The 20,775-nt window shown below is 62.1% G+C and carries 20 protein-coding genes; 11 read left to right on the top strand and 9 right to left on the bottom strand.

Going from position 1 to position 20,775, the window contains the following annotated elements:
• Positions 1-10: 10 nt before the first annotated feature.
• From CKW37_RS15665 to CKW37_RS15650, 4 genes are all read right to left on the bottom strand, one after another.
• Positions 11-3,889 carry a hypothetical protein gene (locus CKW37_RS15665; protein WP_095156613.1) on the bottom strand — a complete coding sequence of 1,293 codons (3,879 nt, stop codon included), beginning with the start codon at positions 3,887-3,889 and terminating at the stop codon, positions 11-13.
• 187 nt (positions 3,890-4,076) lie between these two features.
• Complete coding sequence (locus CKW37_RS15660) at positions 4,077-5,399, bottom strand: aspartate aminotransferase family protein (RefSeq protein ID WP_095156612.1); 1,323 nt, start codon at positions 5,397-5,399, stop codon at positions 4,077-4,079.
• Positions 5,396-6,463: a phosphotransferase gene (locus CKW37_RS15655; RefSeq protein WP_095156611.1), complete on the bottom strand. Its 1,068-nt coding sequence runs from the start codon at positions 6,461-6,463 to the stop codon at positions 5,396-5,398. Before CKW37_RS15655 ends, CKW37_RS15660 begins: the two co-directional genes overlap by 4 nt.
• A gap of 57 nt (positions 6,464-6,520) precedes the next feature.
• The gene (locus CKW37_RS15650; RefSeq protein ID WP_095156610.1) at positions 6,521-7,552 is read right to left on the bottom strand and encodes a polyamine ABC transporter substrate-binding protein; all 1,032 of its coding nucleotides are present in this window, start codon (positions 7,550-7,552) and stop codon (positions 6,521-6,523) included.
• Positions 7,553-7,761: 209 nt separating this feature from the next.
• Here CKW37_RS15650 and CKW37_RS15645 point away from each other — a divergent pair, with 209 nt between their 5' ends.
• The 11 genes from CKW37_RS15645 (at position 7,762) to madM (ending at position 16,657) form a co-directional block, all read left to right on the top strand.
• Positions 7,762-8,496, top strand: coding sequence for an SDR family NAD(P)-dependent oxidoreductase (locus CKW37_RS15645; RefSeq protein WP_095156609.1), 735 nt, complete (start codon positions 7,762-7,764; stop codon positions 8,494-8,496).
• Between the two features lie 67 nt (positions 8,497-8,563).
• A complete protein-coding gene (locus CKW37_RS15640; protein WP_095156608.1) occupies positions 8,564-9,232 on the top strand; it encodes a GntR family transcriptional regulator in 669 nt (222 codons plus the stop codon).
• Positions 9,233-9,389: 157 nt separating this feature from the next.
• On the top strand, positions 9,390-11,051 hold the full coding sequence (gene mdcA / locus CKW37_RS15635) for a malonate decarboxylase subunit alpha (protein WP_095156607.1): 1,662 nt from the start codon (positions 9,390-9,392) through the stop codon (positions 11,049-11,051).
• Positions 11,052-11,906 carry a triphosphoribosyl-dephospho-CoA synthase gene (locus CKW37_RS15630; protein ID WP_095156606.1) on the top strand — a complete coding sequence of 285 codons (855 nt, stop codon included), beginning with the start codon at positions 11,052-11,054 and terminating at the stop codon, positions 11,904-11,906.
• Between the two features lie 2 nt (positions 11,907-11,908).
• Positions 11,909-12,208, top strand: a complete 300-nt coding sequence (locus CKW37_RS15625) for a malonate decarboxylase subunit delta (protein WP_095156605.1) — start codon at positions 11,909-11,911, stop codon at positions 12,206-12,208.
• Entirely contained in the window at positions 12,201-13,055 is an 855-nt protein-coding gene (locus CKW37_RS15620; protein WP_095156604.1) for a biotin-independent malonate decarboxylase subunit beta, read from the top strand. Before CKW37_RS15625 ends, CKW37_RS15620 begins: the two co-directional genes overlap by 8 nt.
• Positions 13,052-13,834: a biotin-independent malonate decarboxylase subunit gamma gene (mdcE, locus tag CKW37_RS15615; protein ID WP_095156603.1), complete on the top strand. Its 783-nt coding sequence runs from the start codon at positions 13,052-13,054 to the stop codon at positions 13,832-13,834. Before CKW37_RS15620 ends, mdcE begins: the two co-directional genes overlap by 4 nt.
• A 39-nt stretch (positions 13,835-13,873) precedes the next feature.
• Positions 13,874-14,491 carry a malonate decarboxylase holo-ACP synthase gene (locus tag CKW37_RS15610; RefSeq protein ID WP_095156602.1) on the top strand — a complete coding sequence of 206 codons (618 nt, stop codon included), beginning with the start codon at positions 13,874-13,876 and terminating at the stop codon, positions 14,489-14,491.
• Positions 14,488-15,414: a malonate decarboxylase subunit epsilon gene (gene mdcH, locus CKW37_RS15605; protein WP_095156601.1), complete on the top strand. Its 927-nt coding sequence runs from the start codon at positions 14,488-14,490 to the stop codon at positions 15,412-15,414. The genes CKW37_RS15610 and mdcH overlap by 4 nt, the downstream gene beginning before the upstream one ends.
• 60 nt (positions 15,415-15,474) lie before the next feature.
• Positions 15,475-15,891, top strand: coding sequence for a malonate transporter subunit MadL (gene madL / locus CKW37_RS15600; RefSeq protein ID WP_095156600.1), 417 nt, complete (start codon positions 15,475-15,477; stop codon positions 15,889-15,891).
• A 1-nt stretch (position 15,892) separates the two neighbouring features.
• Complete coding sequence (gene madM / locus CKW37_RS15595) at positions 15,893-16,657, top strand: malonate transporter subunit MadM (RefSeq protein WP_095156599.1); 765 nt, start codon at positions 15,893-15,895, stop codon at positions 16,655-16,657.
• A gap of 53 nt (positions 16,658-16,710) precedes the next feature.
• On the opposite strand, the gene CKW37_RS15590 is transcribed toward madM, so the two are convergent.
• The 5 genes from CKW37_RS15590 to CKW37_RS15570 form a co-directional block, all read right to left on the bottom strand.
• Positions 16,711-17,628, bottom strand: coding sequence for a LysR substrate-binding domain-containing protein (locus tag CKW37_RS15590; protein WP_095156598.1), 918 nt, complete (start codon positions 17,626-17,628; stop codon positions 16,711-16,713).
• 121 nt (positions 17,629-17,749) lie between these two features.
• Entirely contained in the window at positions 17,750-17,905 is a 156-nt protein-coding gene (locus CKW37_RS15585; protein ID WP_177454429.1) for an Arm DNA-binding domain-containing protein, read from the bottom strand.
• A 754-nt stretch (positions 17,906-18,659) separates the two neighbouring features.
• Entirely contained in the window at positions 18,660-19,619 is a 960-nt protein-coding gene (locus tag CKW37_RS15580; RefSeq protein ID WP_095156597.1) for a zinc-binding alcohol dehydrogenase family protein, read from the bottom strand.
• Between the two features lie 48 nt (positions 19,620-19,667).
• Complete coding sequence (locus CKW37_RS15575; RefSeq protein WP_095156596.1) at positions 19,668-20,120, bottom strand: MarR family winged helix-turn-helix transcriptional regulator; 453 nt, start codon at positions 20,118-20,120, stop codon at positions 19,668-19,670.
• A gap of 36 nt (positions 20,121-20,156) precedes the next feature.
• Entirely contained in the window at positions 20,157-20,756 is a 600-nt protein-coding gene (locus CKW37_RS15570) for a TetR family transcriptional regulator (protein ID WP_095156595.1), read from the bottom strand.
• Positions 20,757-20,775: the final 19 nt, after the last annotated feature.

Genomic DNA, 20,775 nt, shown 5'->3' with positions numbered 1-20,775 from the left:
CTCTGTGAACTCAGGCCTGGACCGCATAGACAAGAATGCTGTCGGCAACGCGATAGATGTGGTGTGTCGCCGTGACGTCCTTGACACTCCAGGCGCCGTTCGGGTCGATGACGTCGATAAAGGCATTGGGCGTCAGGCCGATCCCGTGTTTGTCGAACTGGACCTTCACTTCGCCGATGTTGTGCTCGTTGAGTCGCGGTTGCAGGCTGACCGGCATGGAGAACAGCGGCGGCGTTGGCATCCAGTGGCCGATGCCGGGCTGGGTGGTGCCGGACGGTGATTTCAAGGTCTCGAACATCAGCCCGTAGACATTGCGCCAGAGATCCACGGCCAGCTTCCCGGCAACCACGTTATGCGGCGTACGGGACAGCGACGGGTCGGGCGAGCGGGACAGGAAGCTGCCGTCCGGGGCATGGATATCCAGCAGGTAATCACTGGCCTTGCTGCCATCACCGGTGTACGACAACACGTAGATGTAGCCGCGCGCCTCGACCGCCATGTCCAGGTAAGTCACCTTCAGGCCGCGAGCGCCTCGCAGCGGGAAGCAGGAAAGCGACCAGTACACCAAAGACTGCCGGGGTTGCGCCGTCGACGGCCGGAGTCTCCAGGCCTGACCGGTGCTGCCATCGAGAATGTGCCATTCGCTGCCCGACGCGATGACCTCGACCCGCGCCCGGCACGGACGCTGGTACACCGCCAGCACCCCATGGCGCAGCCGCACTTGCCAGCTCGATCCGCGCGGGTCGTCGAGGGTCCATTCATGGCCCGGCTCGACCACGCGGATCTGCGCGCTGGACACCGGATCGCCCATCTCTTGCGGGTCGTAGGCAAGAACCACACCCTGCAGGCTCAAGGCCTTGAGCAACGGATCGTCCTCGGCCGCGAACGACGCCCCGTCCAGTTGCTTGACGAAACTGGTCGAAAGGGCAAACAGATAGCCTTGCTCCTGATCGATCAGGGCCTGGATGAAGGCCTCCGGCACGACACCGTCGTTGAGCGCTGCGGCAATGGCTTCGCTGTCGATCGACAGCAATGGCTGGAACGGGGTGAAACCCGGTACCGCATTGCCCTTGGTGTCGAACGCCTGGACCCGCTGGTTCTCGCTCTCCAGCACCAGAATCCTCCCGTCCGGCATCACCGAAATGGCTTTTGGTCCGCGCAGCAGCCCCTGACGGATTCCCTCCCCGGCCACCATCATTGCCATCGGTGCCTCACTGTCGGGCGAACCTTGCGCGGGCAACGGCAGGAACATCAGCTTGCTGTCCTTCCACGACGCGGCCAGGACGATACCGTCAGGGTGGATGGCCAGGGCGTCGAGGGTGTTCAGCGGAAACTGTCCCCAGCTTTGCAGGCCCGGCGCCCCCAAGCCGAAGGTCGGTGCGTCGCTGCCCAGGGTGACCTTGCGCAAGTGCATGGCGCTGCCGCGCGGGTCGAGGATGAAATTGTCCTGCTCGATCCACTCATGCTGGTTGTTCGCCTGCGACCAGGCGAGACCGGGCCGGTTGCTCAGGCCGATATCAGAAACGATCAGGCGTGACTGCGGGTCAGCCAGTACCGACAGGTTCTGCAACACGTACTGCTGCCCATCGGACTTGGGTGCAGTGGCCGAATCCGTCGGCAAATGCTGGCCCGAGGCTCGCCAGGCGTAGCCGATCTGGTAGGCGCTGGTGTTCAGGCTGATGTCCACCAGCTCGCACAGCGTGCCGCCATTACCACAGGCCAGTGATGCATGGGTGGCTTGTGGTGGCGCACCCGCTTGCCAGACATAGCGCCCCTGTTCGACAGCGATACGCTCCTTGAACACGTACTGGGTATCCGGACTCAGCGGGACCAGTTGCTCGACGATGGTGTGCGCGCCCAGTTCCAGGGTGGTGCCGTGGTTGGCCTGCGCGGTCATCCAGTCGCTCTGCCAGGAGCCGGCCAGCCAGCCATTGTCGCTGTACAGGCCGAACAGCACGCGGAACTGGCCGCCCGCCGGCACATCGTCGAAGCGCAGCGTCACGGGAGTGCCGCTGGTGATCTTCGGCATGCTGCCGGTCAGCCGGTGATTGGTGCCGCCCTGGTATTCGAGATAGGCGACGTAATTGCTGGCCACTGCCGGCCACACTGCGGTGCGCGGATTGCCGGCCTCGCCATGGGCCGGGTCCGGATTCAGGCTCAGCGTCACGTCGATCGCCCGCGACACCGTGACCTTGACGCAGGACGGCGATGACAGCACTTCGCCCGTGGTCACGGCCATTTGCTCGATGCTCATCAGCGTCGCGGCGGTACGGAACACCCAGCCCACCGGCCCCAGGAACGAGCCCAGGGTGCCGGTCGCGCAGCGTGTGGCCAGCCACTTGCCGAGGGCTTCCATACCTTTTTTCAGGATCAGGCCGACGATGATATTGGCGCACTTGTCCATGACCGTGCGGGTACTGAATACAGCGGAGGCCGTAGCAACGCCGCCGCCGAGCATGGGCAGGCCGATGGCAATGGCGGCCGCGGTGAGCTGTCGGTCGTTGACGATCCGGTTGAATTCCTTATGGCCGGTAATGTAACTGCCGCAGGCCAGCAGCACGGTCGGCACGCCGTATTGCCAGAGCCCGGTCAGCAAGGCACCACTGGTGCTGAAGTCGTCGTCCCAGTCACTGACCCCGAGGCTGGCGAAATACAGGCGCACGGCGGAGGCGCTGCCCATGGGAATGTCCAGCGTGCTCGGCTGCGTCGCGTAGGGAATGCCCAGGATCGAGTTGGTTGCCGATACCGAATGCAGGCGCACCTTGCCGCCCAAGGGCTGGCCGCTGGCGTCGAGCAACTGATAGCCGGCGATCAGGGTGCGCAGGTAGCTGTTGCTGACATCGATCGACAACAGGCTGTCGTGGTCGATATCGATCGACCCCGCGTCGACCAGGATGCCGTGATGCACCGTGCGCTCGTTGACCGTCCATTTGTAGCGGGCCTCTCCGGCCCCGCTCGCTTCAGCGTCATCGGCCGTGCGCTCTCTGTCGGCGAAGGTCGTGCCGCTGCTCGCTGTCCAGGTCTTGCTCATCAGCCGCAGGTCGTCAGCCGCCGAGCGGTTGGCCCCTGCCACGCTGGCCCCCAGATGGCCTTCGAGGTCGTCGTGCACGCCATAGGTATACAGCGCTTGACCGGCCTCGATCTGACCGGGGAGATCGTACTCGGCCACCAGCGCATTGCCGTCGGCATCCCGGCACGCCTCGATCGGCGACCAGTCCTGGCCGAGGCGGCCAATCTGCGCCGCCAGCAATTGCATGCGGTTGTACTGCTCCGGATCGACCTCCGGGCTGGGCAGAATATGGTCGTTGAGCACGATCACGCTGGTGCTGGGCTGAATACTGGCCAGGCCTGGGTGATACGACACCAGGGCGGCCGCAGTATCCAGCGGCGTGACCAGGGTCTGGGCCTGGACCAGGGCGTCCAGGCGCGCCGATTGCCCGTCTGGCAGCGAACGCAGCCCCAGGTGGGCCAGGCGCGCGCAATGAACCTTGGGCTTGCGCACAACGGTATGCCGATGAAACGCCCGCACCTGCTCCAGGGGGTGCTGATAGCGCTCCAGACGCTCTTGCCAGAACACCCGCAGATGATCCTCGGGGATGATCACGCACATCGCCACCACTTGGGGTAAATGCACGCCCTCGCGCTCGGGAATGACCACCTGCAGGTAACGCGAATCGGCGTCGCTGAAATGGGCCTTGTCGACTACCGCGAAGTGGCTGAAGCGCTGCTGGTGCTTGCTCGGCAACAGCGACAGCGCCCCGTGGGTCACCCCGGCGGATTCGAGACTCTGCTCGCTATGGAGACTGAGTGGATAGCGCGCGCTGCCAACACGAACCTCCAGCGTTTCCGTGCGCTCGACATGCCGCAGATCGAAATGCAGGTGCTTCATTGCCATCTCCTTGATAAAGGGGGGCAGTGCCCCGTGCGGCGCCAAAATAGGCAGCGCGATGGCTTTTTGTCAGCATTGGGTTTCTGAGCGAATCTGAGCGCCTTTCGGCAATGGCGATTGCGGGGCGATGCTGGGGAGGTTATGGGCGCGCCGACACTGGCCGTGTCGGCACATCTGACAGGTTGCCTCAACGAGCAGCGCACTGCATTGCCGAGTCGACCGCCTCGATGAGTATGTCCGCATGCTCCGTCGTAAACGTCAAAAGCGGTCGAACCTTGAGGACGTTTTCAAGCGGCCCGGCTGCGCTGATCAGCACGCCGTTTTCGCGCATGTGGTTCACAACCCGCCGAGCCTGCTCGGCTGCCGGTCTTTTGTTGCTGCGGTCGGTGACAAGCTCTATACCGATAAAGAGTCCGGCTCCTCTGACATCGCCGATAATCTCGTGCCGCGCCGAAAGCCTGGTCAGCCTCTCCAGCAAGTACTTGCCGATGTCATGCGAGCGCTGCTGCAACTGATCCTGCTGGATGACATCCAATACCGCCTTGCCGGCGGCACACGACACCGGGTTACCTCCGAATGTATTGAAATACCGCATGTTCTTGCCGAAGTGATCGACCACTTCGGATCGCCCGACGATACCGGCAATGGGCTGACCATTACCCATTGGTTTGCCAAGCGTGACGATATCAGGCCGCACATCATGTCGAGTGAAGCCCCACATATTCAGGCCGGTACGAGCAAATCCAGGCTGTACTTCGTCGGCGATGTACAGCATGCCTTCGGCTTGGGCCAATGCAATGCCCTCGGCAAGAAAGCCCTCGGGCCCTGTCAGAACGCCGTCGCTGGAGAAGATGCCATCAAGCATGATTGCGGCCGGTCGGATGCCGTGTTTTTTCATGTCATCGATCGCAGCTCGCACATCTGCGGCGAATATCGAGGCAACATTTTCTGCACCCAGACGGTATGCATCTGGCGCACGTACTGTGCGCACATGCTCGGGCAACACGATGCAAGGTCCAAGCGATGGCGAGAGTTCCGCGATATCCCCCGTCACACCGTGATAGGCAAACTGGGTGATGATGACGCCGGTACCACCGGTGAACTGTCTGGCGATGCGAAGTGCGAGGTCATTCGCTTCGCTGCCCGTGCAGGTGAACATGACCCGATCCAGATCATCGGAGAAGGTCCCCAGCAGTTGCTCGGCATAATCGAGAATGCCTTCCTGCAGGTAACGGGTATGGGTGTTGAGTTGCAGGGACTGGCGGTACATGGCCTCCACTACCTGCGGGTGGCAGTGACCGATGGAGGCAACGTTGTTGTAGGCATCGAGGTATCGACGCCCTTGTTCATCGAAGAGCCAGACACCTTCGCCGCGAACGGTGTGCAGCGGCCGCTCGTAGAACAGACGATAGGCCGGACCTAGCAAGCGCTCTCTGCGCTCAATGAGGCGCCGTTCGGTTTCTGACAGTCGGGTTGCATCTTCTGAAGTAAATCCATTGATCATGCTCATACTTTAATCGTCCGGACACATGCCAAAGAAATTCGATCTTCAATTTCTGATCGAGAGAGCGCCGACATCGCTTTTATATTCGCCCATGCACGCTGAGAGTTGCGGTGAATATACGCACGGTTATCAGGGTGCAATTGAGCACGCCACGAATTGATGCAGAGCGCCAACGCCAGACGCGTGCTCAGCAGCTCGGGAAGTAGCGTCAACTCTTCATCGGTCAGTGGATTAAGCTGATGATACGAGGCGATCACATCAAGGGCGGGATCAAGAACATCACCTCGTTGGCCCAGGTGATAAGAAGCAGCGACGGCGATTTCATTAACGAGCGGCGCGTAAACCATGTCGCCGAAATCCAGGATATTTCGCAGGATATCGGGGTTCTCGGCATCGACAATAATGTTGTGCGGGTTCATGTCATTGTGAATAACCTGCTTGCGAAGGCGAGATAGCCTTGGCAACACGAGCGTCTCAAATTGATCGAGACTTCGTTCAACGATGCTTCGCCCTTCCTGGTCCTCGATGTGAACCAGCAGCGGTCGAAGATGCTCGGCATGTTGCATATCCCACAGCAAAGCATGCCCGGCCGCGGGGTGATTGAAGCCCCCCAGCGCCAGATCGAGCCGGGCAAGGGACTGCCCAATCACCTTTCTGAACGCCGTGGTCGTGCTCTCTACCTTGTGAAGCGGGATGCCATCCACGAAGGACAGGAGACGGGCCAGCATGCGCTGGCCATCCACCTCAACGGCGTTGGCGTACTCGCCGGTTAACGACCGCTGCACCCGCTGAACCGGCAGCTCGGGATCGCGCAGCTCAATCCGTCTCATTGCCTGATTATGGAAGTCGACGACGTCGGGACTCTCAAGCGGGTGAGAAAGCTTGAACAGGCGGGAAGAGCCATCGTCGAGCATTACGCGGAAATTCAGGTCGCGCTCGCCGCCCAACTTTTCGAGTCTGCCGCTTAAACCATAATGTCGCTCGAGTAGTTCGCACGCCTGCGCATCGCTAACGTGAGCAGGAGCGATTTCCAGCAAGCTGTCATCAATAGATAAATTCTCAAGCGGCATAACTCACACCCTCATCCGACTCACAATTGGCGCCCCCAAACAAGCAGGCGCCATCAATCACTTATTAACCCAAGCGTTGAAACGCTCTTCCAGGTCTTCACCGTGATCAATCCAGAACTCCGCGTCGGTCGCACGGGCATTCTTCAGATTGTCGGGAGCCGTTGGAAGCTTTTCACCAATCTTCTTGTCCACCAGGTCCATCGCATTTTTGTTGCTGGGACCATAGGGAATCGCTTCGACGAAGTTTTTCTGCTGAACCGGCTGGCTGGCAAAGGCGATGAAGTGCTCTGCCAGTTCCTTTTTCTTGGTGCCTTTGACAATCGCCCAGTGGTCGAGGTCGTAGAGGCTTCCGTTCCATTGCATTGCGAACGACTGGCCTTCGTCCTGTGCAGAGGTAACGCGACCGTTATAGGCCGACGTCATGACCACATCGCCAGCCGCCAGCCACTGCAAGGGCTGGGCTCCGGAATCCCACCATTGAATGTTGGATTTGATCTCATCCAGCTTCTTGAACGCGCGCTTGATACCCTCTTCAGTGCCAAGCACTTTGTACAGATCCTGGTTGGCAACTCCATCGGCAAGCAGGGCGAACTCCATGGTGAATTTAGCGCCGCGCCGCAGGCCACGCTTCCCTGGAATTTTCTTCACATCCCAAAAATCAGCCCAACTCTGCGGGACAGAGGCAACTTTCTTGGGATCGTACGTCAGTACGGTCGACCAGATGAAAATGCCCACGCCACAGTCACTGACTGCCGCCGGTATGAAGTCTTCTTTCTTTCCAATTCGATCCCAGTCCAAAGGCTCGAACAGTCCCTCACTACAGCCGCGAATAAGCTCCGGTGATTCAACCTCAATGACATCCCAAGTGGTTGTGCCGGTGTCGGCCATCACTTTGATTTTTGCCATCTCACCGTTGTAGTCATCCGCCGTGATGCTCACGCCGTTTTTCGCGGTGAAGGGTTGATAGAAGGTTTTTTCCTGGGCTTGGCGGTTGTTGCCACCAAACGAAACCACGGTGAGTTTTTCAGCGGCGTTCAACGGTCCTGCGAGTGCTCCAAGCACCAGTACAGCTGCGATTTTTATGTTCATGCGTCTCTCCAGGTGAGCTACGGGGTCGTGGGCAGCATCAAGGGATGGCAGTTTTTTTGTAGTGGCAGCAACAGGTCGAGCAAGACGCTTCCTTATTGATGGAAATACGTCTCCCCCGGCTATAGGGGCGAGCCATTAAACCACAATAAAAATATGATGCATCATATTTTTAAGCTACGCTTGGCCCTACCAGCCAAAGGGATCGCACCATGACCGACCAACGTACCTTGCTTCTCACCGGCGCAAGCCGCGGTATTGGCCACGCCACCGTGAAGCATTTCAATGCTGCGGGATGGCGGGTGTTCACAGCCTCCAGACAGGACCTGGGCGAAGGTTGTCCCTGGGCGGAGGGTCTGGCAAATCACATTCATCTCGATTTGGGGAGTGTTGAAGACGTCCAGAGAATGCTTCCCGAGATTCGCGAGAAGCTCGGCGGCAGACTGGATGCGCTAGTCAACAATGCGGGGATCTCTCCAAAAGGCGCGAATGGCGAACGCCTTGGCGTTCTGGAGTCCGACTACGCCACCTGGCTGAATGTGTTCAACGTCAACCTGTTCTCGACGGCCCTGCTGGCTCAGGGCCTTTTCGCAGAGTTGAAAGCGGCGAAAGGCTCGGTGATCAATGTCACCTCCATCGCCGGTTCCCGCGTCCACCCTTTCGCAGGCGTCGCGTACGCCTGCTCAAAGGCTGCGCTGTCAGCGCTGACGCGGGAAATGGCCCATGACTTCGGCGCTCACGGCGTCCGGGTGAACGCTATCGCGCCAGGGGAGATTGACACCTCGATCCTGTCTGCCGGCACAGAGCTTATCGTCGAGCGATCCATCCCGATGAAACGGATGGGCAAACCGGAAGAAGTCGCGGCCCTGATTCACTTCCTGTGCACCCATGGCGCCTCTTATGTGAATGGCGCCGAGATACACGTGAATGGTGGGCAACATGTTTGAGTTATCCGATACTCTGTCCGGGAAGGTCTCCCACCCCATTCGGGCACGTGTCGCACACGAGTAAGCAATGAATTACCCCATCGAGAATCTGAAGCACTCCTATCTGGGCAGCGGTATCTATGGCCTGCTGCGAGAGGCTCTGATCACTGGTCGCTTCAAACCCAATGACAGATTGCGCATTCGCGATCTGGCCGAGCAACTGGGCACCAGTGTCACGCCTGTCCGCGACGCGATCCTGCAGCTCGCCAAAGAACAGGCTTTGATTCTCAAGACCCCGAGAGACATACGGGTCCCAATGCTGACCTCCAGGCAATATCTGGAGATTCGAAGCATCCGCCTGTCGCTGGAAGGACTGGCGGCAGAGACTGCGGCGGCACGTGTGACGCCGCAGCAGCTGGAGCAGTTGGAAACCTGTATTCAAAGTAATCTCGCGGCAATCCAGGACAACAATCTGGCCTCAGCGCTCACCCACAATCATGAGTTTCACTACGCCCTGACGCAGATCGCGGACATGCCAGTGCTGTCCGGCATCCTGGATGGCCTGTGGATGCGAACGGGACCCTTGATTGCCAGTGCCTACGGGAGCTTCAACGAGCGTATGGCAATCGATCATCACTGGGATGTGCTTTCGGCGCTGAAGAAAAAGGATGGCGCTGCCGCGCGGGAAGCAATCTGCAGCGACATTCTGGATGGAAGTCAGAAAATGCTGGAGTACGTCCAGCTTGAGCATGACTGACGGATCGGCCCTGCGGGGTCAGCGGGGGACCGGCAGGACTACGAAGCTAGCCTTGAATAGTTAACCTTAGAGTAATAATCAGCATTGCAGCTTGATTGATACACCCGGCCTTGCCACCTAATTTGACTCCACGTAAGCGGACCCGTGGAGCAACACAATGACAATAAGCCCCTCCCCCCCACCGCAATGGTCGCGTCGGCGTGCCGAAAAGCAGCGCAGGCTCGATCAGGTACGCCATCTGGCAGACGGCGCGGTGATACCCAGCGAACGAATCGTGGAAGCCCTCGAACTGCTGATTGCCTCTGGCGATCGTGTGGTGCTCGAAGGCAATAACCAGAAGCAGGCGGATTTCCTCTCCCGCTCACTTGCCAAGGCGGACCCCGGCAAGCTGCATGACCTGCACATGATCATGCCCAGCGTCAGCCGCGCCGAGCACCTGGATCTGTTCGAACAGGGCATTGCACGCAAGCTCGACTTCTCTTTCGCAGGGCCACAAAGCCTGCGCATCAGTCAGTTGCTCGAAGACGGACGCCTGGAAGTCGGCGCCATCCACACCTATATCGAGCTCTACTCGCGCCTGCTGGTCGACCTGATTCCCAACGTCGCGTTGGTGGCCGGGTTCATGGCCGACCGTGAGGGCAACATCTATACCGGCCCGAGCACCGAGGACACCCCGGCCCTGGTCGAGCCGACCGCGTTCAGCAATGGCATTGTCATCGTTCAGGTCAATCAACTGGTGGACGATGTCCGTGACTTGCCGCGCGTCGATATCCCGGCATCCTGGGTCGATTTTGTGGTGGTCGCCGACAAGCCCTTCTATATCGAGCCTCTGTTCACCCGCGATCCGCGCCACATCAAACCGGTGCATGTGCTGATGGCGATGATGGCAATTCGCGGGATCTACGAGAAGCACAACGTTCAGTCCCTCAATCACGGTATCGGCTTCAACACTGCCGCCATCGAACTGATCCTGCCGACCTACGGCGAATCCCTCGGCCTGAAGGGCAAGATCTGCCGCAACTGGACGCTCAATCCACACCCGACGCTGATCCCCGCGATCGAGTCCGGCTGGGTCGAAAGCGTGCACTGCTTCGGTACCGAACTGGGCATGGAGGACTACATAGCGCAGCGCCCTGATGTGTTCTTTACCGGTCACGACGGGTCGATGCGCTCCAACCGGATGATGTGCCAACTGGCCGGCCAGTACGCGGTGGATCTGTTCATCGGCGCCACCTTGCAGGTGGACGGCGACGGGCATTCGTCGACGGTTACCCGGGGTCGCCTGGCAGGCTTCGGCGGTGCGCCGAACATGGGCCACGACCCGCGTGGTCGCCGGCATGTCACTCCGGCCTGGCTGGATATGACCGAGCCGGTGACGCTTCTGGAGCGGGGCCGCAAGCTGGTGGTGCAGATGGTCGAGACCTTCCAGGAAGGCGGCAAACCCACCTTCGTCGAGACCCTGGATGCCGTGGACGTGGCCAGAAAAGCCGGCATGCCCCTGGCACCGGTGATGATCTACGGCGACGACGTCACCCACCTGCTCACCGAGGAAGGCATCGCCTACCTGTACAAGGCGCGCTCCCTCGAAGAACGCCAGGCAATGATCGCTGCGGTGGCAGGCATTACCGCTATCGGGCTGCGCCATGATCCAGAGCAGACCCTGCGCATGCGCCGTGAAGGCCTGATCGCCCTGCCGGAAGACCTGGGCATTCAGCGCAACCAGGCCAGCCGCTCGCTGCTGGCGGCGAAGAGCATCGCCGAACTGGTCGACTGGTCCGGGGATCTGTACAAGCCGCCCGCACGCTTCAGGAGCTGGTAAATGAACGCATCGACACTGATTCAAGTCCCGTTGCCACTGGCCCAGTTGCTCGCCGACCTGGCGGTGGACGCCCTGATCGACGAGGCCGACCTGTCGCCCAAACCAGCGCTGGTGGACCGCCGCGGCACGGGCGCGCACAACGACCTGCACCTGGGCCTGATGCACGCCTCGGCCCTGTCATTGTGGCCCTGCTTCAAGGAAATGGCCGAGGCTGCACTGGCCATCGGCGAGGTCGGCCAGCCGCTGCGCGAGGCGCTCGGCCATATTGGCCGCGAGGGTGAGCGCGCGATGCTGGCGACCACCGCTGGGGTCAACACCCACCGTGGCGCGATCTGGGCCCTGGGCCTGCTGGTGGCGTCCTGCGCCTTGAGCGCGTCGGGCGAAGAGGCCGCAGCGGTCGCCGCACGCGCCGGGCGTATCGCCCTGATCGACGACCGTTTTGCACCCAGGCAACAGGACAGCCACGGCCTTCAGGTAAAACACCGCTACGGCGCACGCGGCGCCCGGGAAGAAGCGCAATCGGGCTTCCCTGCCGTGCTCGGCCACGGCCTGCCGCAACTCAGGAACAGCCGCAGCCGCAACGCGGGAGAACAGAACGCGCGCCTCGACGCCTTGCTGGCAATCATGGCCACTCTGGACGATACCTGCGTGCTCTGGCGCGCCGGTCCGCAAGGGCTGCACATCATGCAACAAGGCGCTCGAGCGGTACTGGACGCCGGTGGCAGCGCCAGCCTGGCCGGACGCCGTCGCCTGCGCGAGCTGGATACCCGCCTGCTCGCCCTCAACGCCTCTCCGGGCGGCGCCGCCGACCTGCTGGCGGCCTGCCTGTTCCTTGATAACGTCGGGAGCCTCTGACCATGGAAACCCTGTCTTTTACCTTCCCCGCCGGGCAGCCTGGCGCGGGACGTGCCCTGGTGGGCTGCGTCGGCTCCGGCGATCTTGAAGTGCTGCTGGAACCGGGCGTGCACGGCGTGCTGACGATCAATGTGGTGACGTCGGTCAACGGCAGCGCGCCGCGCTGGGAGCAGTTGTTCCAGCGCCTGTTCACCGGGCAGGTGCTGCCGGCAATGAACATCGATATCCACGACTTCGGCGCGACACCGGGCGTCGTTCGGCTGCGCCTGGAACAAGGCTTCGAGGAGATTTCCCATGACTGACCTGGCCCGCCTGTTGAACCGTCGCAGCTTTGTCGAGCTTGATGCACGCCAGCGTGCACGGGCGTTGCTCGATGCCGGCAGCTTCCGCGAATTGCTCGGTCCGTTCGATCGCCTGATGTCGCCCTGGCTGCCAGGCCAGGGCATCGTGCCCCAGGCCGATGACGGTGTGGTCATTGCCAAGGGCACCCTGGACGGTCAGCCACTGCTGGTGGCGGCCATCGAGGGCGCGTTCCAGGGCGGCAGCATGGGCGAAGTCGGCGGAGCCAAGATCGCCGGCGCCCTGGAGCTGGCCGTCGAAGACAACCGCAACGGCATTCCCACCGCCGCCGTGCTCCTGCTGGAAACCGGCGGGGTGCGCCTGCAGGAAGCCAACCTCGGTCTGGCCGCCATTGCCGAGATCCAGGCAGCGATCGTCGAACTGCGTCAATTCCGGCCGGTCATCGGTCTGATTGCCGGGTCGGTCGGCTGCTTTGGCGGCATGTCCATCGCCGCCGGGTTGTGCAGTCATCTGATTGTCACCCGTGAGGCGCGCCTGGGCCTCAATGGCCCGCAGGTGATCGAGCAGGAAGCCGGCATCGACGAATACGACTCCCGCGACCGGCCCTTTATCTGGAGCCTGACCGGCGGTGAACAGCGGCATGCCTGCGGGCTGGCCGACAGCTATGTCGCAGACGATGTCGAGCAACTGCGCCAGGCCCTCCTCGCCGCCGTCGCGGCGGGCGAACCGGCCCTGCCCCGCAGCCGACGCTACGCCGATTTTTTCGCGCTTCTGAACAAGCTCGGCACCGACTGTGAACAACTGGATGCCGGCCGTGTGCGGACCATTTACCAGGGAGAACTGCAATGAGCCGAGGAACCGAGTGGCTGAACGCATTGGCCTGCGGCCATGAACTGCCGGGCTTTCCCGCCTCGGTGAAAGTCATCGACGGCGAACTGGGCAACCGGCCAGCGCGCTACCTGGCGGTGGTCCCGGCCCCGCACAACCCGTTTCCCCGGGCCCGCCAGGGTGAGGTCGGGCTGCTGGAAGGCTGGGGGCTGGCCAAGGCCATCGATGAGGCCATCGAGGCGGATGCGGGGGGAAGCCCTCGAATACTGGTCGCCATTGTCGATGTGCCGAGCCAGGCCTACGGTCGTCGCGAGGAAGCGCTGGGTATCCACCAGGCACTGGCCGGAGCGGTCGACGCCTATGCCCGTGCCCGGCTCGCGGGCCATCCGCTCATTGCCCTGCTGGTGGGCAAGGCAATGTCAGGGGCATTCCTGGCCCACGGTTATCAGGCCCAGCGACTGATCGCGCTGGACGACGACGGTGTGATGGTCCACGCCATGGGCAAGGCCGCCGCCGCGCGCATCACCCTGCGCAGCATCGAGGAGCTGGAAAGCCTGGCCGCCACGGTGCCGCCCATGGCCTATGACATCGCCAGCTATGCCTCGCTCGGGCTGCTGTGGGACCGGGTCAAGGTCCAGAGCGTCGAGCAGCCCGGTGCGGCGGACATCGCCAAGGTCAACGAATCGCTGGCCCGGGCGGTGCTGGATATCGGCACCAGCACAGATCTTCGCAGCCGCCTTGGCGCACCGAACCGGGCGATGTCGTCGCGGGTACGCGAGCAATTGCGGGCCCAATGGTAGTTCGGCGATAGCAGTTTTTTCCGGTGTAGGGAGCGACGGATGAACACGATCTTTGGCGCGCACGATCTGCTCTGGGGCATGCCCCCGGAGCAACTGCCCGACGATGCTCCGGAGTGGGCACGGCAAGTGCTGGCCGCTGGCTTTCCGGTGGTGGTACGGCGGGCCAGCGGTGATGAAGGGTGGATGCCTGTCGGTCTTCGCGGCGATGAGCGCGCCCGGCGTCTGGCGGCATGGATGCCGCGTGAGGCGGTGCGTTGCCGGCGACGCCCCGAGGACCTGCGCCTGAACGGTCCGGCGAATCTCCCAGCGCTGGCTGCCCTGAAGCAGGTGACACCGATCCTCGACGGCACCGGTCTGGACTGGGGCCCCACGGGTGGCGTTGCCTACCAGTTGGCAACCGGTCATACGGTGCTGCATGCCGACAGCGATCTCGACCTGCTGCTGCGCACGCCGACGCCCTTCGACCGCGCAACAGCCAGGTCGCTGAGCCACGCACTCAAGCACCTGGCCTGCCGGATCGACCTGCAACTGGAAACCCCCAACGGTGCCGTGGCGCTGGCCGAGTGGGTGACAGATAGCGCACGTGTCCTGCTCAAGCATCGCGACGGCGCACGCCTGGTCGCTGATCCCTGGCACCTCGCGGAGCAACCGGCATGAGCAGCCTGTTCGCCTTTCCCGGCCAGGGCGCGCAACGACCCGGCATGCTTCAGCACCTGGTCGACGATGCCGCGGGACGGGTCTGCCTGGAAGAAGCCAGCGATGTTCTCGGCGAGCCGCTGCTGCGCCTCGACAGCCGTGAAGCACTGGTCTCCACCCGCGCGGTCCAGTTGTGTCTGCTGGTGGCCGGGGTCGCTGCCGCTCGCCAACTGCTGCAACGCAACCCGCCACCCGGCTACGTGTGCGGACTGTCCATCGGCGCTTATCCGGCGGCAGTGATCGCCGGCGCCCTGGACTATGCCGACGCCGTGCGCCTGGTGGCCTTGCGCGGCGAACTGATGCAGCACGCCTACCCCAGCGGCTACGGCATGACCGCCCTGATCGGGCTGGATCAGGGCCGTGTCGAACAACTCATCGGCAACGCCAGCGAGCCGGTGTTCCTGGCCAATATCAATACCGAGCAGCAGTTCGTGATTGCTGGCAGCGATGCGGCCATGGCGCGGGTCGCCGACCAGGCACTTGCCCTCGGGGCGCGCTGCGCCAAACGCCTGGCCATGAGCGTGCCGTCGCACTGCCGGCTGCTGGATGCCCCGGCTGCGGAACTGGCGCAGGCCTTTGCCTCGGTGCCCCTGCGCCAGCCCGGCATCATCTTTCTCAGCAGCACCTGCGCCAGGCCGCTGCATACCCCGCAGGCCCTGCGCGACGACCTGGCGTTCAACATGTGCCGCCGCGTCGACTGGGCCGGTGCCGTTCGCACGGCCTGGGAGCGCGGTGTGCGCCTGCTGGTGGAAATGCCACCCGGCGGCGTGCTCGCCGGCCTGGCCAGGCCTGTCTTCAACTCCGGGACGGTGGTCACCTGCCAGGACACCCGCGCCCATACCCTGGATGCGCTGCTGCGCAGGGAGGTGAGCTCAACCCGATAACTGCCGTGCCGTTCGAAGAACAACAACAAGCAACTTCGACTCAACGCGAGGACAACAACAATGATCATTTACGGAGTGGCCCTGCTGGCCATATGCACACTTGCCGGTGTCATCATCGGTGACTTTCTCGGAACCCTGCTGGGCGTCAAATCGAATGTCGGTGGTGTCGGGATCGCCATGATCCTACTGATCTGTGCCCGTTTGTACATGCATCGCAACGGTGGCATGAGCAAGGAATGCGAACTGGGCGTCGGCTTCTGGGGCGCGATATACATTCCCATCGTGGTCGCCATGGCCGCCCAGCAGAACGTCGTCACCGCCCTGCATGGCGGCCCGGTGGCACTGCTGGCCGCCGTCGGCGCAGTGCTGCTGTGTGGCGCGACCATCGCCCTGATCAGTCGCACCCACCGCGGGGAACCGCTGGAAAAGGAGTGCGTCGAAACTGACGCCACCGTCGTCCCGGCAGGAGGCCGCTGACATGCCCGATCTCATCGTCAATGCACTGGAACACAACAGCCTGATCACCGCGTTCGCCATTGTCGGCGGGGTGATGTGGATCTCGGTTCTGCTGTCACGCTACCTGACCCTAGGCCGGGTCCACGGCTCGGCCATCGCCATCGTCATCGGCCTGGTGCTGGCCTGGGTCGGCGGCAACCTCACCGGCGGCCAGAAAGGCCTGGCCGACCTGGCCCTGTTTTCCGGGATCGGCTTGATGGGTGGCGCCATGCTGCGTGACTTCGCCATCGTTGCCACAGCCTTCGAGGTGCAGGCTACCGAAGCACGCAAGGCCGGGATGATCGGTGTGGTCGCCCTGCTCCTCGGCACCGTCCTGCCCTTTATCGTCGGCGCCGCAGTTGCCTGGAGCTTCGGCTACCGCGATGCGGTGAGCATGACCACCATCGGAGCCGGTGCAGTGACCTACATCGTCGGGCCGGTGACCGGTGCAGCGTTGGGTGCCAGTTCGGATGTGATGGCGCTGTCCATCGCCACCGGCCTGATCAAGGCGATCCTGGTGATGGTCTTCACCCCGGTCTCGGCGCGCCTGCTGGCCCTCGACAACCCACGCTCGGCGATGGTCTTCGGTGGCCTGGCCGGCACCGTCAGCGGGGTAACCGCGGGGCTGGCGGCGACGGACCGGCGCCTGGTGCCCTACGGCGCCCTGACCGCCACCTTCCATACCGGCCTGGGTTGCCTGATGGGTCCGTCAATCCTGTATTTCTGCGTGCGCGCCCTGGTCGGCTGACACACGCCTTCGCAGTTCCCGACGCCCCGGCCACGCACCGGGGCGTCGTCGCGTCAGCCTTCGCTGCGGCGGCTGTACATGCGGCATTCGGCGACCAGCGCCAGCAGGTTCGGGTCGCGCTCCCGGCTCTTCAGAAACACCGCGCCGATATGCTGCTGCAGGCGATAGCGCGGCTGCAGCGGAATCAGCTTGACGCGGTTCTCATAGACCGCCGAAATCCGCCCCGGCAGCAAGGCGTAGCCAACCCCTGAACTGACCATGCTGAGCAAGGTGAAGATATCGTTCACCTGCATGGCCACGTTGGGCTTGAACCCGGCCTGCTCGAACACCCGCACACCGTCGCGGTGGGTGGCAAAACCCTGGGTCAGCGTGATGAAGGTCGAGCCGGCGAGATCGGCCAGGTCCACTTCCTCTTTCAGGGCAAAGGGCGAATCGGTGGGCACGGCCAGGAAGATGTCATCGGAGAACAGCGGCAACTGCTCGCACGCCGGGTCGCTGGTGCTTTCATCCAGCGAAACCAGAATGGCGTCCAGTTCAAAGTTCTTCAGGCGGTACAACAGATCGACGTTGGAGCCCAGGGTCAGATCAATGTTCAGCTCGCTGCGCCTGAGCTTCAGGCCCATGACCAGTTGCGGCACGGTCTTCACCGTCAGCGAATACAACGCGCCGAGCTTGAAGCGCTCGGACGAGAACCCCGCGGCCTCGCGGGTCAGGCGCACCATCTCGCTGGCGTCCTGGATCAGCTTGCGGGCCTTTTCCTCCAGCACATAGGCACTTTCCAGCGGCGTCAGCTTGCGCCCTTCATGCTTGAACAGCGGGCAACGCAGGGCGTTCTCCAGCGAATGGATAGCCCGATGCACGCTGACACTGCTGGTCTCCAGCTCGCTGGCGGCGCGGGCGAGATTGCCGCTGTGCATGAACGCGAGGAAGATTTCCAGCTTCTTCAGGGTCAGTTCTTCATCGATTTGCATGCTCGGGTCCAGGCGCGAAGGGGCTCGCAGGGAGAATATAGGAATGCCCGGGAAGGGCACCATCGACCACTGCCAGAATCGGGACAGATGCAGTCGCCACACACCCTTCCTCAAGTTATGGCTACAGCTCATAACCTGCTGAAAAACAGTAATAGCGGAAATGCCAGATCTTGCTGCCGCCTGAAGAGACGTAGAGGGACAGCCCATCGGCGTCAGTGAGGGAGTAAGTGGTGCCGGTGACCCGGGCATGCCGGACGGCCATATCAGAAAGTGGCATAACAAGCTCCTGAGCGGGGTCAGGAACCAGATGCTTGTCACATTGCCCAAGCAGCTCCAGCGTCAATCCGCTTCAGCATCCCACCGGATCAGGCACTGAATTCGTGTACTTAATCGTGTACTTAAAATGCGCGGATACTGGTGGTTTTCAGCGGTTTCGGCAGAAACGAAAAAAGGCCCCGAAGGTCCTTTTTTCTTGGCTACAGCACTCTATTGAATCCTGTAGCGCCATGTTTGGAGCGGGAAACGAGACTCACATCCGGCTTCCTACCCGTTGAAAATATGGGTTTTTTCCAACCCTCTCAGCGAGGGATGGCCTTAATTGTGTACTTGTTCATGTGCGGCATCAACGTTCAGTGGTGGTTTGGCGTTTTACAAACTGTTGCCAGCCCGAGCTCGTTGACACTGTGCAAGCTGTCCACTCCGCCCTGACTCATTCGTCTCCCTATTGAAAGAAGAGTTACCGTCAACCCGGGTTCACCACTCTTCCCTTGGCGAGTCGGAGCGAGTGCTGATAGTGATGCTGCTTCCGAACCTCATCATATTTTTTCCGCCCCCCCTATCGACCGCGATTTTTCCTCCGCGTGGCTACGCATAGGACTTCAACCCTCTAATCCAAGCGATCCCATTCGGCATCATGCGTATTTATGTACCCGCGAACGGTGGGCAGACGACTCGGCTCACGAGGTGGGGGAAGCGTCTGGCGCAAGTATCAGTGGGCTACACGACGTCGCTCACATTGCCTCCTGCCCCACTTAAATAGTGAACACAATCCGTTCCGCGGCACTACGCTGCCAAGTCGATTCAACTTCGCTCAACGGCACGGCCTCGGCGTCTACTTGCAAGTGCGCTGGCTTTATCGCCCGGAGTAATTGCCCAACGATCTTTAAAAGGTCTTCATTCGAGACACTTCCCAAACCACTGCCCAGCATTTCCAACCCGGAGCTGCGCAACACGCCCGGGCTCATTGGCAAGGTTGCCCCAGCCAGCGCACCGATGTTGACGAAGCGCAGGCGCGGCGCGGCCCCACCGCCACCGTGGCCGAGCAGCGCATCGAGGATGCAGGCTGCCGGTTGCCCCCAGAGGTAGTCGAGTACCACCTCAATTCCCCTGCCCTGGATTTCCTCGCGAAACGCGGCGGTCAACTGGTCAACTGGTTGATCCAGGCGAATGAAGTCGTCGGCGCCGAGTTCGCGCAGTTCCGCTTCCACCGCCGGGTTACGCGCGGTCGCCACGATCCGCGATGCGCCGAGGTGCCGCGCCACTTGAATCGCCAGCCGCCCGGACGTACCAGCAGCGCCGTTGATCAATACCCGCTCGCCCGGCTTGAAGTGCGCCCGCGCCTGCAGGGCCGCCCAGGACGACATGCCAGGGTTGGCGATCGCAGCGGCGGTGATGTCGTCGATGTCATCCGGCACGGCCACACAATAACGGGCATCTACGGCCACGGTCTCGGCCATCGCACCGATAGGCGCACGGGGAAAGGCGAAGTACACGCGGCTGCCGTCGTCAAGCAGGCCAACACCGTCGGCGCCGGGCACGACTGGCAGCGTCTTGCCGCTGCTGTAGTGCTTGCCGCTGGCCTGGGCACGCACCAGTTGACTGAGCGCGGCGGCACGAACATGTACCAGGACTTCACCTGGTGCGGCTTGCGGGGCTTCGATCTCGCCGTAGCGCGGCGGTTGGTCGAAGGCGTGAACGATGGCGGCTTTCATAAGTTGGCTCCAGTTGATAACGCGGCAGCGTCAAGCATGCCAGATGGCTCAAAATCGTTCTCTCATCAGCCACGAAGACAGCATCTTTTCCAGAAGCCTTTCGAGCTGAGCGAGCTCTTCTTGGGTAATCCCGGCCGTGAATTCGTTCATGGCCGCACACGCCAGCATCGGAAGCTGAGTGCTCACTGACTGCCCTTTTTCTGTCAGCGATAAACGAACCTGACGCTGGTCATGGTTGTCCCGAGAGCGGACGATGAGCGCCTTGCGTTCGAGACGATCGAGCATGCGGCTCATGGCGGCGCTATGGATGGACAGATGTCGGCACAGCGCTCCCGCCGTGTTATCGCCGCCAGAAATGATCCTCAGCACTTTGAACTGAGCGGCGGTGATGCTGAGCGGCATCAGATGCCGGTCCAACAGCCGGTCCTTCAATGCGGCGGACTGGCCAAGCAAGATGCCGACGCACACAGATTCCAAACTGACGGCAGAAAAATTGCCCATCTTGAAGCTCCCGTTGTCGGCTACCCAGGCTGTTGTCTAGGGCGCCAGGATCTGTTGAATGGCTGGCGCAATCACGCTGACCAACGCTTCCGGTTCTGCTGTCGTCAGCAAGGGCACTCCGATCACCCGCCGGCCGACAACCATGCCAATGAGCAAGGACGCTACCAGGCCAGCCCGCAGCCTCGCCTCGGGGTCGAGGCGTTCGCGAGTGCCTGTCAGCAATCGGGACTGGATAAAACCACGGAGCTGGTCACGTGCGTGGTCATTCACGAAGGCGCCTCGCAGCGTCGCCATCAAGGGCCTGGACTCTTCGGGTATGCCTTCCCACGCCGCGAGGAAGGCGCGCACTACCCGTTCACCCAAGCGATCGTCTGGCCCTTCGTACAAGGCGCCGAAACGCTCCAGGGCCGACGGGGGGATCGCCATGACGGCCGCGAAGAGTTCGTCCTTCGTGCGAAAAAACTGCATCACCTGAGCAACGTTGACTCCCGCGTCTGCGGCGACCAGGCGGATGGTCGTCCGTGCATATCCGGCACTGGCGAAGCGTACTCGCGCAGCGTCCAGCACCGCTTGCCGACTGCTGGTGGGGCCAGGCCGTCGTCCACGTCGTGCTGCGCTAGTGGTTTCTTCTTCCATGGTGGTGCTCAGTTTTTTT

The sequence above is a fragment of the Pseudomonas sp. Irchel 3E13 genome (assembly GCF_900187455.1).
In the GTDB taxonomy this organism is placed as follows: domain Bacteria; phylum Pseudomonadota; class Gammaproteobacteria; order Pseudomonadales; family Pseudomonadaceae; genus Aquipseudomonas.
This window is presented reverse-complemented; position numbering and strand designations above follow the sequence as displayed.

Bases quoted from the DNA above. Each gene is read 5' to 3' on its own strand.
- CKW37_RS15665 (WP_095156613.1), bottom strand. From the start codon at position 3,889: ATGAAGCACCTGCATTTCGATCTGCGGCATGTCGAGCGCACGGAAACG.
- CKW37_RS15660 (WP_095156612.1), bottom strand. From the start codon at position 5,399: ATGAGCATGATCAATGGATTTACTTCAGAAGATGCAACCCGACTGTCA.
- CKW37_RS15655 (WP_095156611.1), bottom strand. From the start codon at position 6,463: ATGCCGCTTGAGAATTTATCTATTGATGACAGCTTGCTGGAAATCGCT.
- CKW37_RS15650 (WP_095156610.1), bottom strand. From the start codon at position 7,552: ATGAACATAAAAATCGCAGCTGTACTGGTGCTTGGAGCACTCGCAGGA.
- CKW37_RS15645 (WP_095156609.1), top strand. From the start codon at position 7,762: ATGACCGACCAACGTACCTTGCTTCTCACCGGCGCAAGCCGCGGTATT.
- CKW37_RS15640 (WP_095156608.1), top strand. From the start codon at position 8,564: ATGAATTACCCCATCGAGAATCTGAAGCACTCCTATCTGGGCAGCGGT.
- mdcA (WP_095156607.1), top strand. From the start codon at position 9,390: ATGACAATAAGCCCCTCCCCCCCACCGCAATGGTCGCGTCGGCGTGCC.
- CKW37_RS15630 (WP_095156606.1), top strand. From the start codon at position 11,052: ATGAACGCATCGACACTGATTCAAGTCCCGTTGCCACTGGCCCAGTTG.
- CKW37_RS15625 (WP_095156605.1), top strand. From the start codon at position 11,909: ATGGAAACCCTGTCTTTTACCTTCCCCGCCGGGCAGCCTGGCGCGGGA.
- CKW37_RS15620 (WP_095156604.1), top strand. From the start codon at position 12,201: ATGACTGACCTGGCCCGCCTGTTGAACCGTCGCAGCTTTGTCGAGCTT.
- mdcE (WP_095156603.1), top strand. From the start codon at position 13,052: ATGAGCCGAGGAACCGAGTGGCTGAACGCATTGGCCTGCGGCCATGAA.
- CKW37_RS15610 (WP_095156602.1), top strand. From the start codon at position 13,874: ATGAACACGATCTTTGGCGCGCACGATCTGCTCTGGGGCATGCCCCCG.
- mdcH (WP_095156601.1), top strand. From the start codon at position 14,488: ATGAGCAGCCTGTTCGCCTTTCCCGGCCAGGGCGCGCAACGACCCGGC.
- madL (WP_095156600.1), top strand. From the start codon at position 15,475: ATGATCATTTACGGAGTGGCCCTGCTGGCCATATGCACACTTGCCGGT.
- madM (WP_095156599.1), top strand. From the start codon at position 15,893: ATGCCCGATCTCATCGTCAATGCACTGGAACACAACAGCCTGATCACC.
- CKW37_RS15590 (WP_095156598.1), bottom strand. From the start codon at position 17,628: ATGCAAATCGATGAAGAACTGACCCTGAAGAAGCTGGAAATCTTCCTC.
- CKW37_RS15585 (WP_177454429.1), bottom strand. From the start codon at position 17,905: ATGCCACTTTCTGATATGGCCGTCCGGCATGCCCGGGTCACCGGCACC.
- CKW37_RS15580 (WP_095156597.1), bottom strand. From the start codon at position 19,619: ATGAAAGCCGCCATCGTTCACGCCTTCGACCAACCGCCGCGCTACGGC.
- CKW37_RS15575 (WP_095156596.1), bottom strand. From the start codon at position 20,120: ATGGGCAATTTTTCTGCCGTCAGTTTGGAATCTGTGTGCGTCGGCATC.
- CKW37_RS15570 (WP_095156595.1), bottom strand. From the start codon at position 20,756: ATGGAAGAAGAAACCACTAGCGCAGCACGACGTGGACGACGGCCTGGC.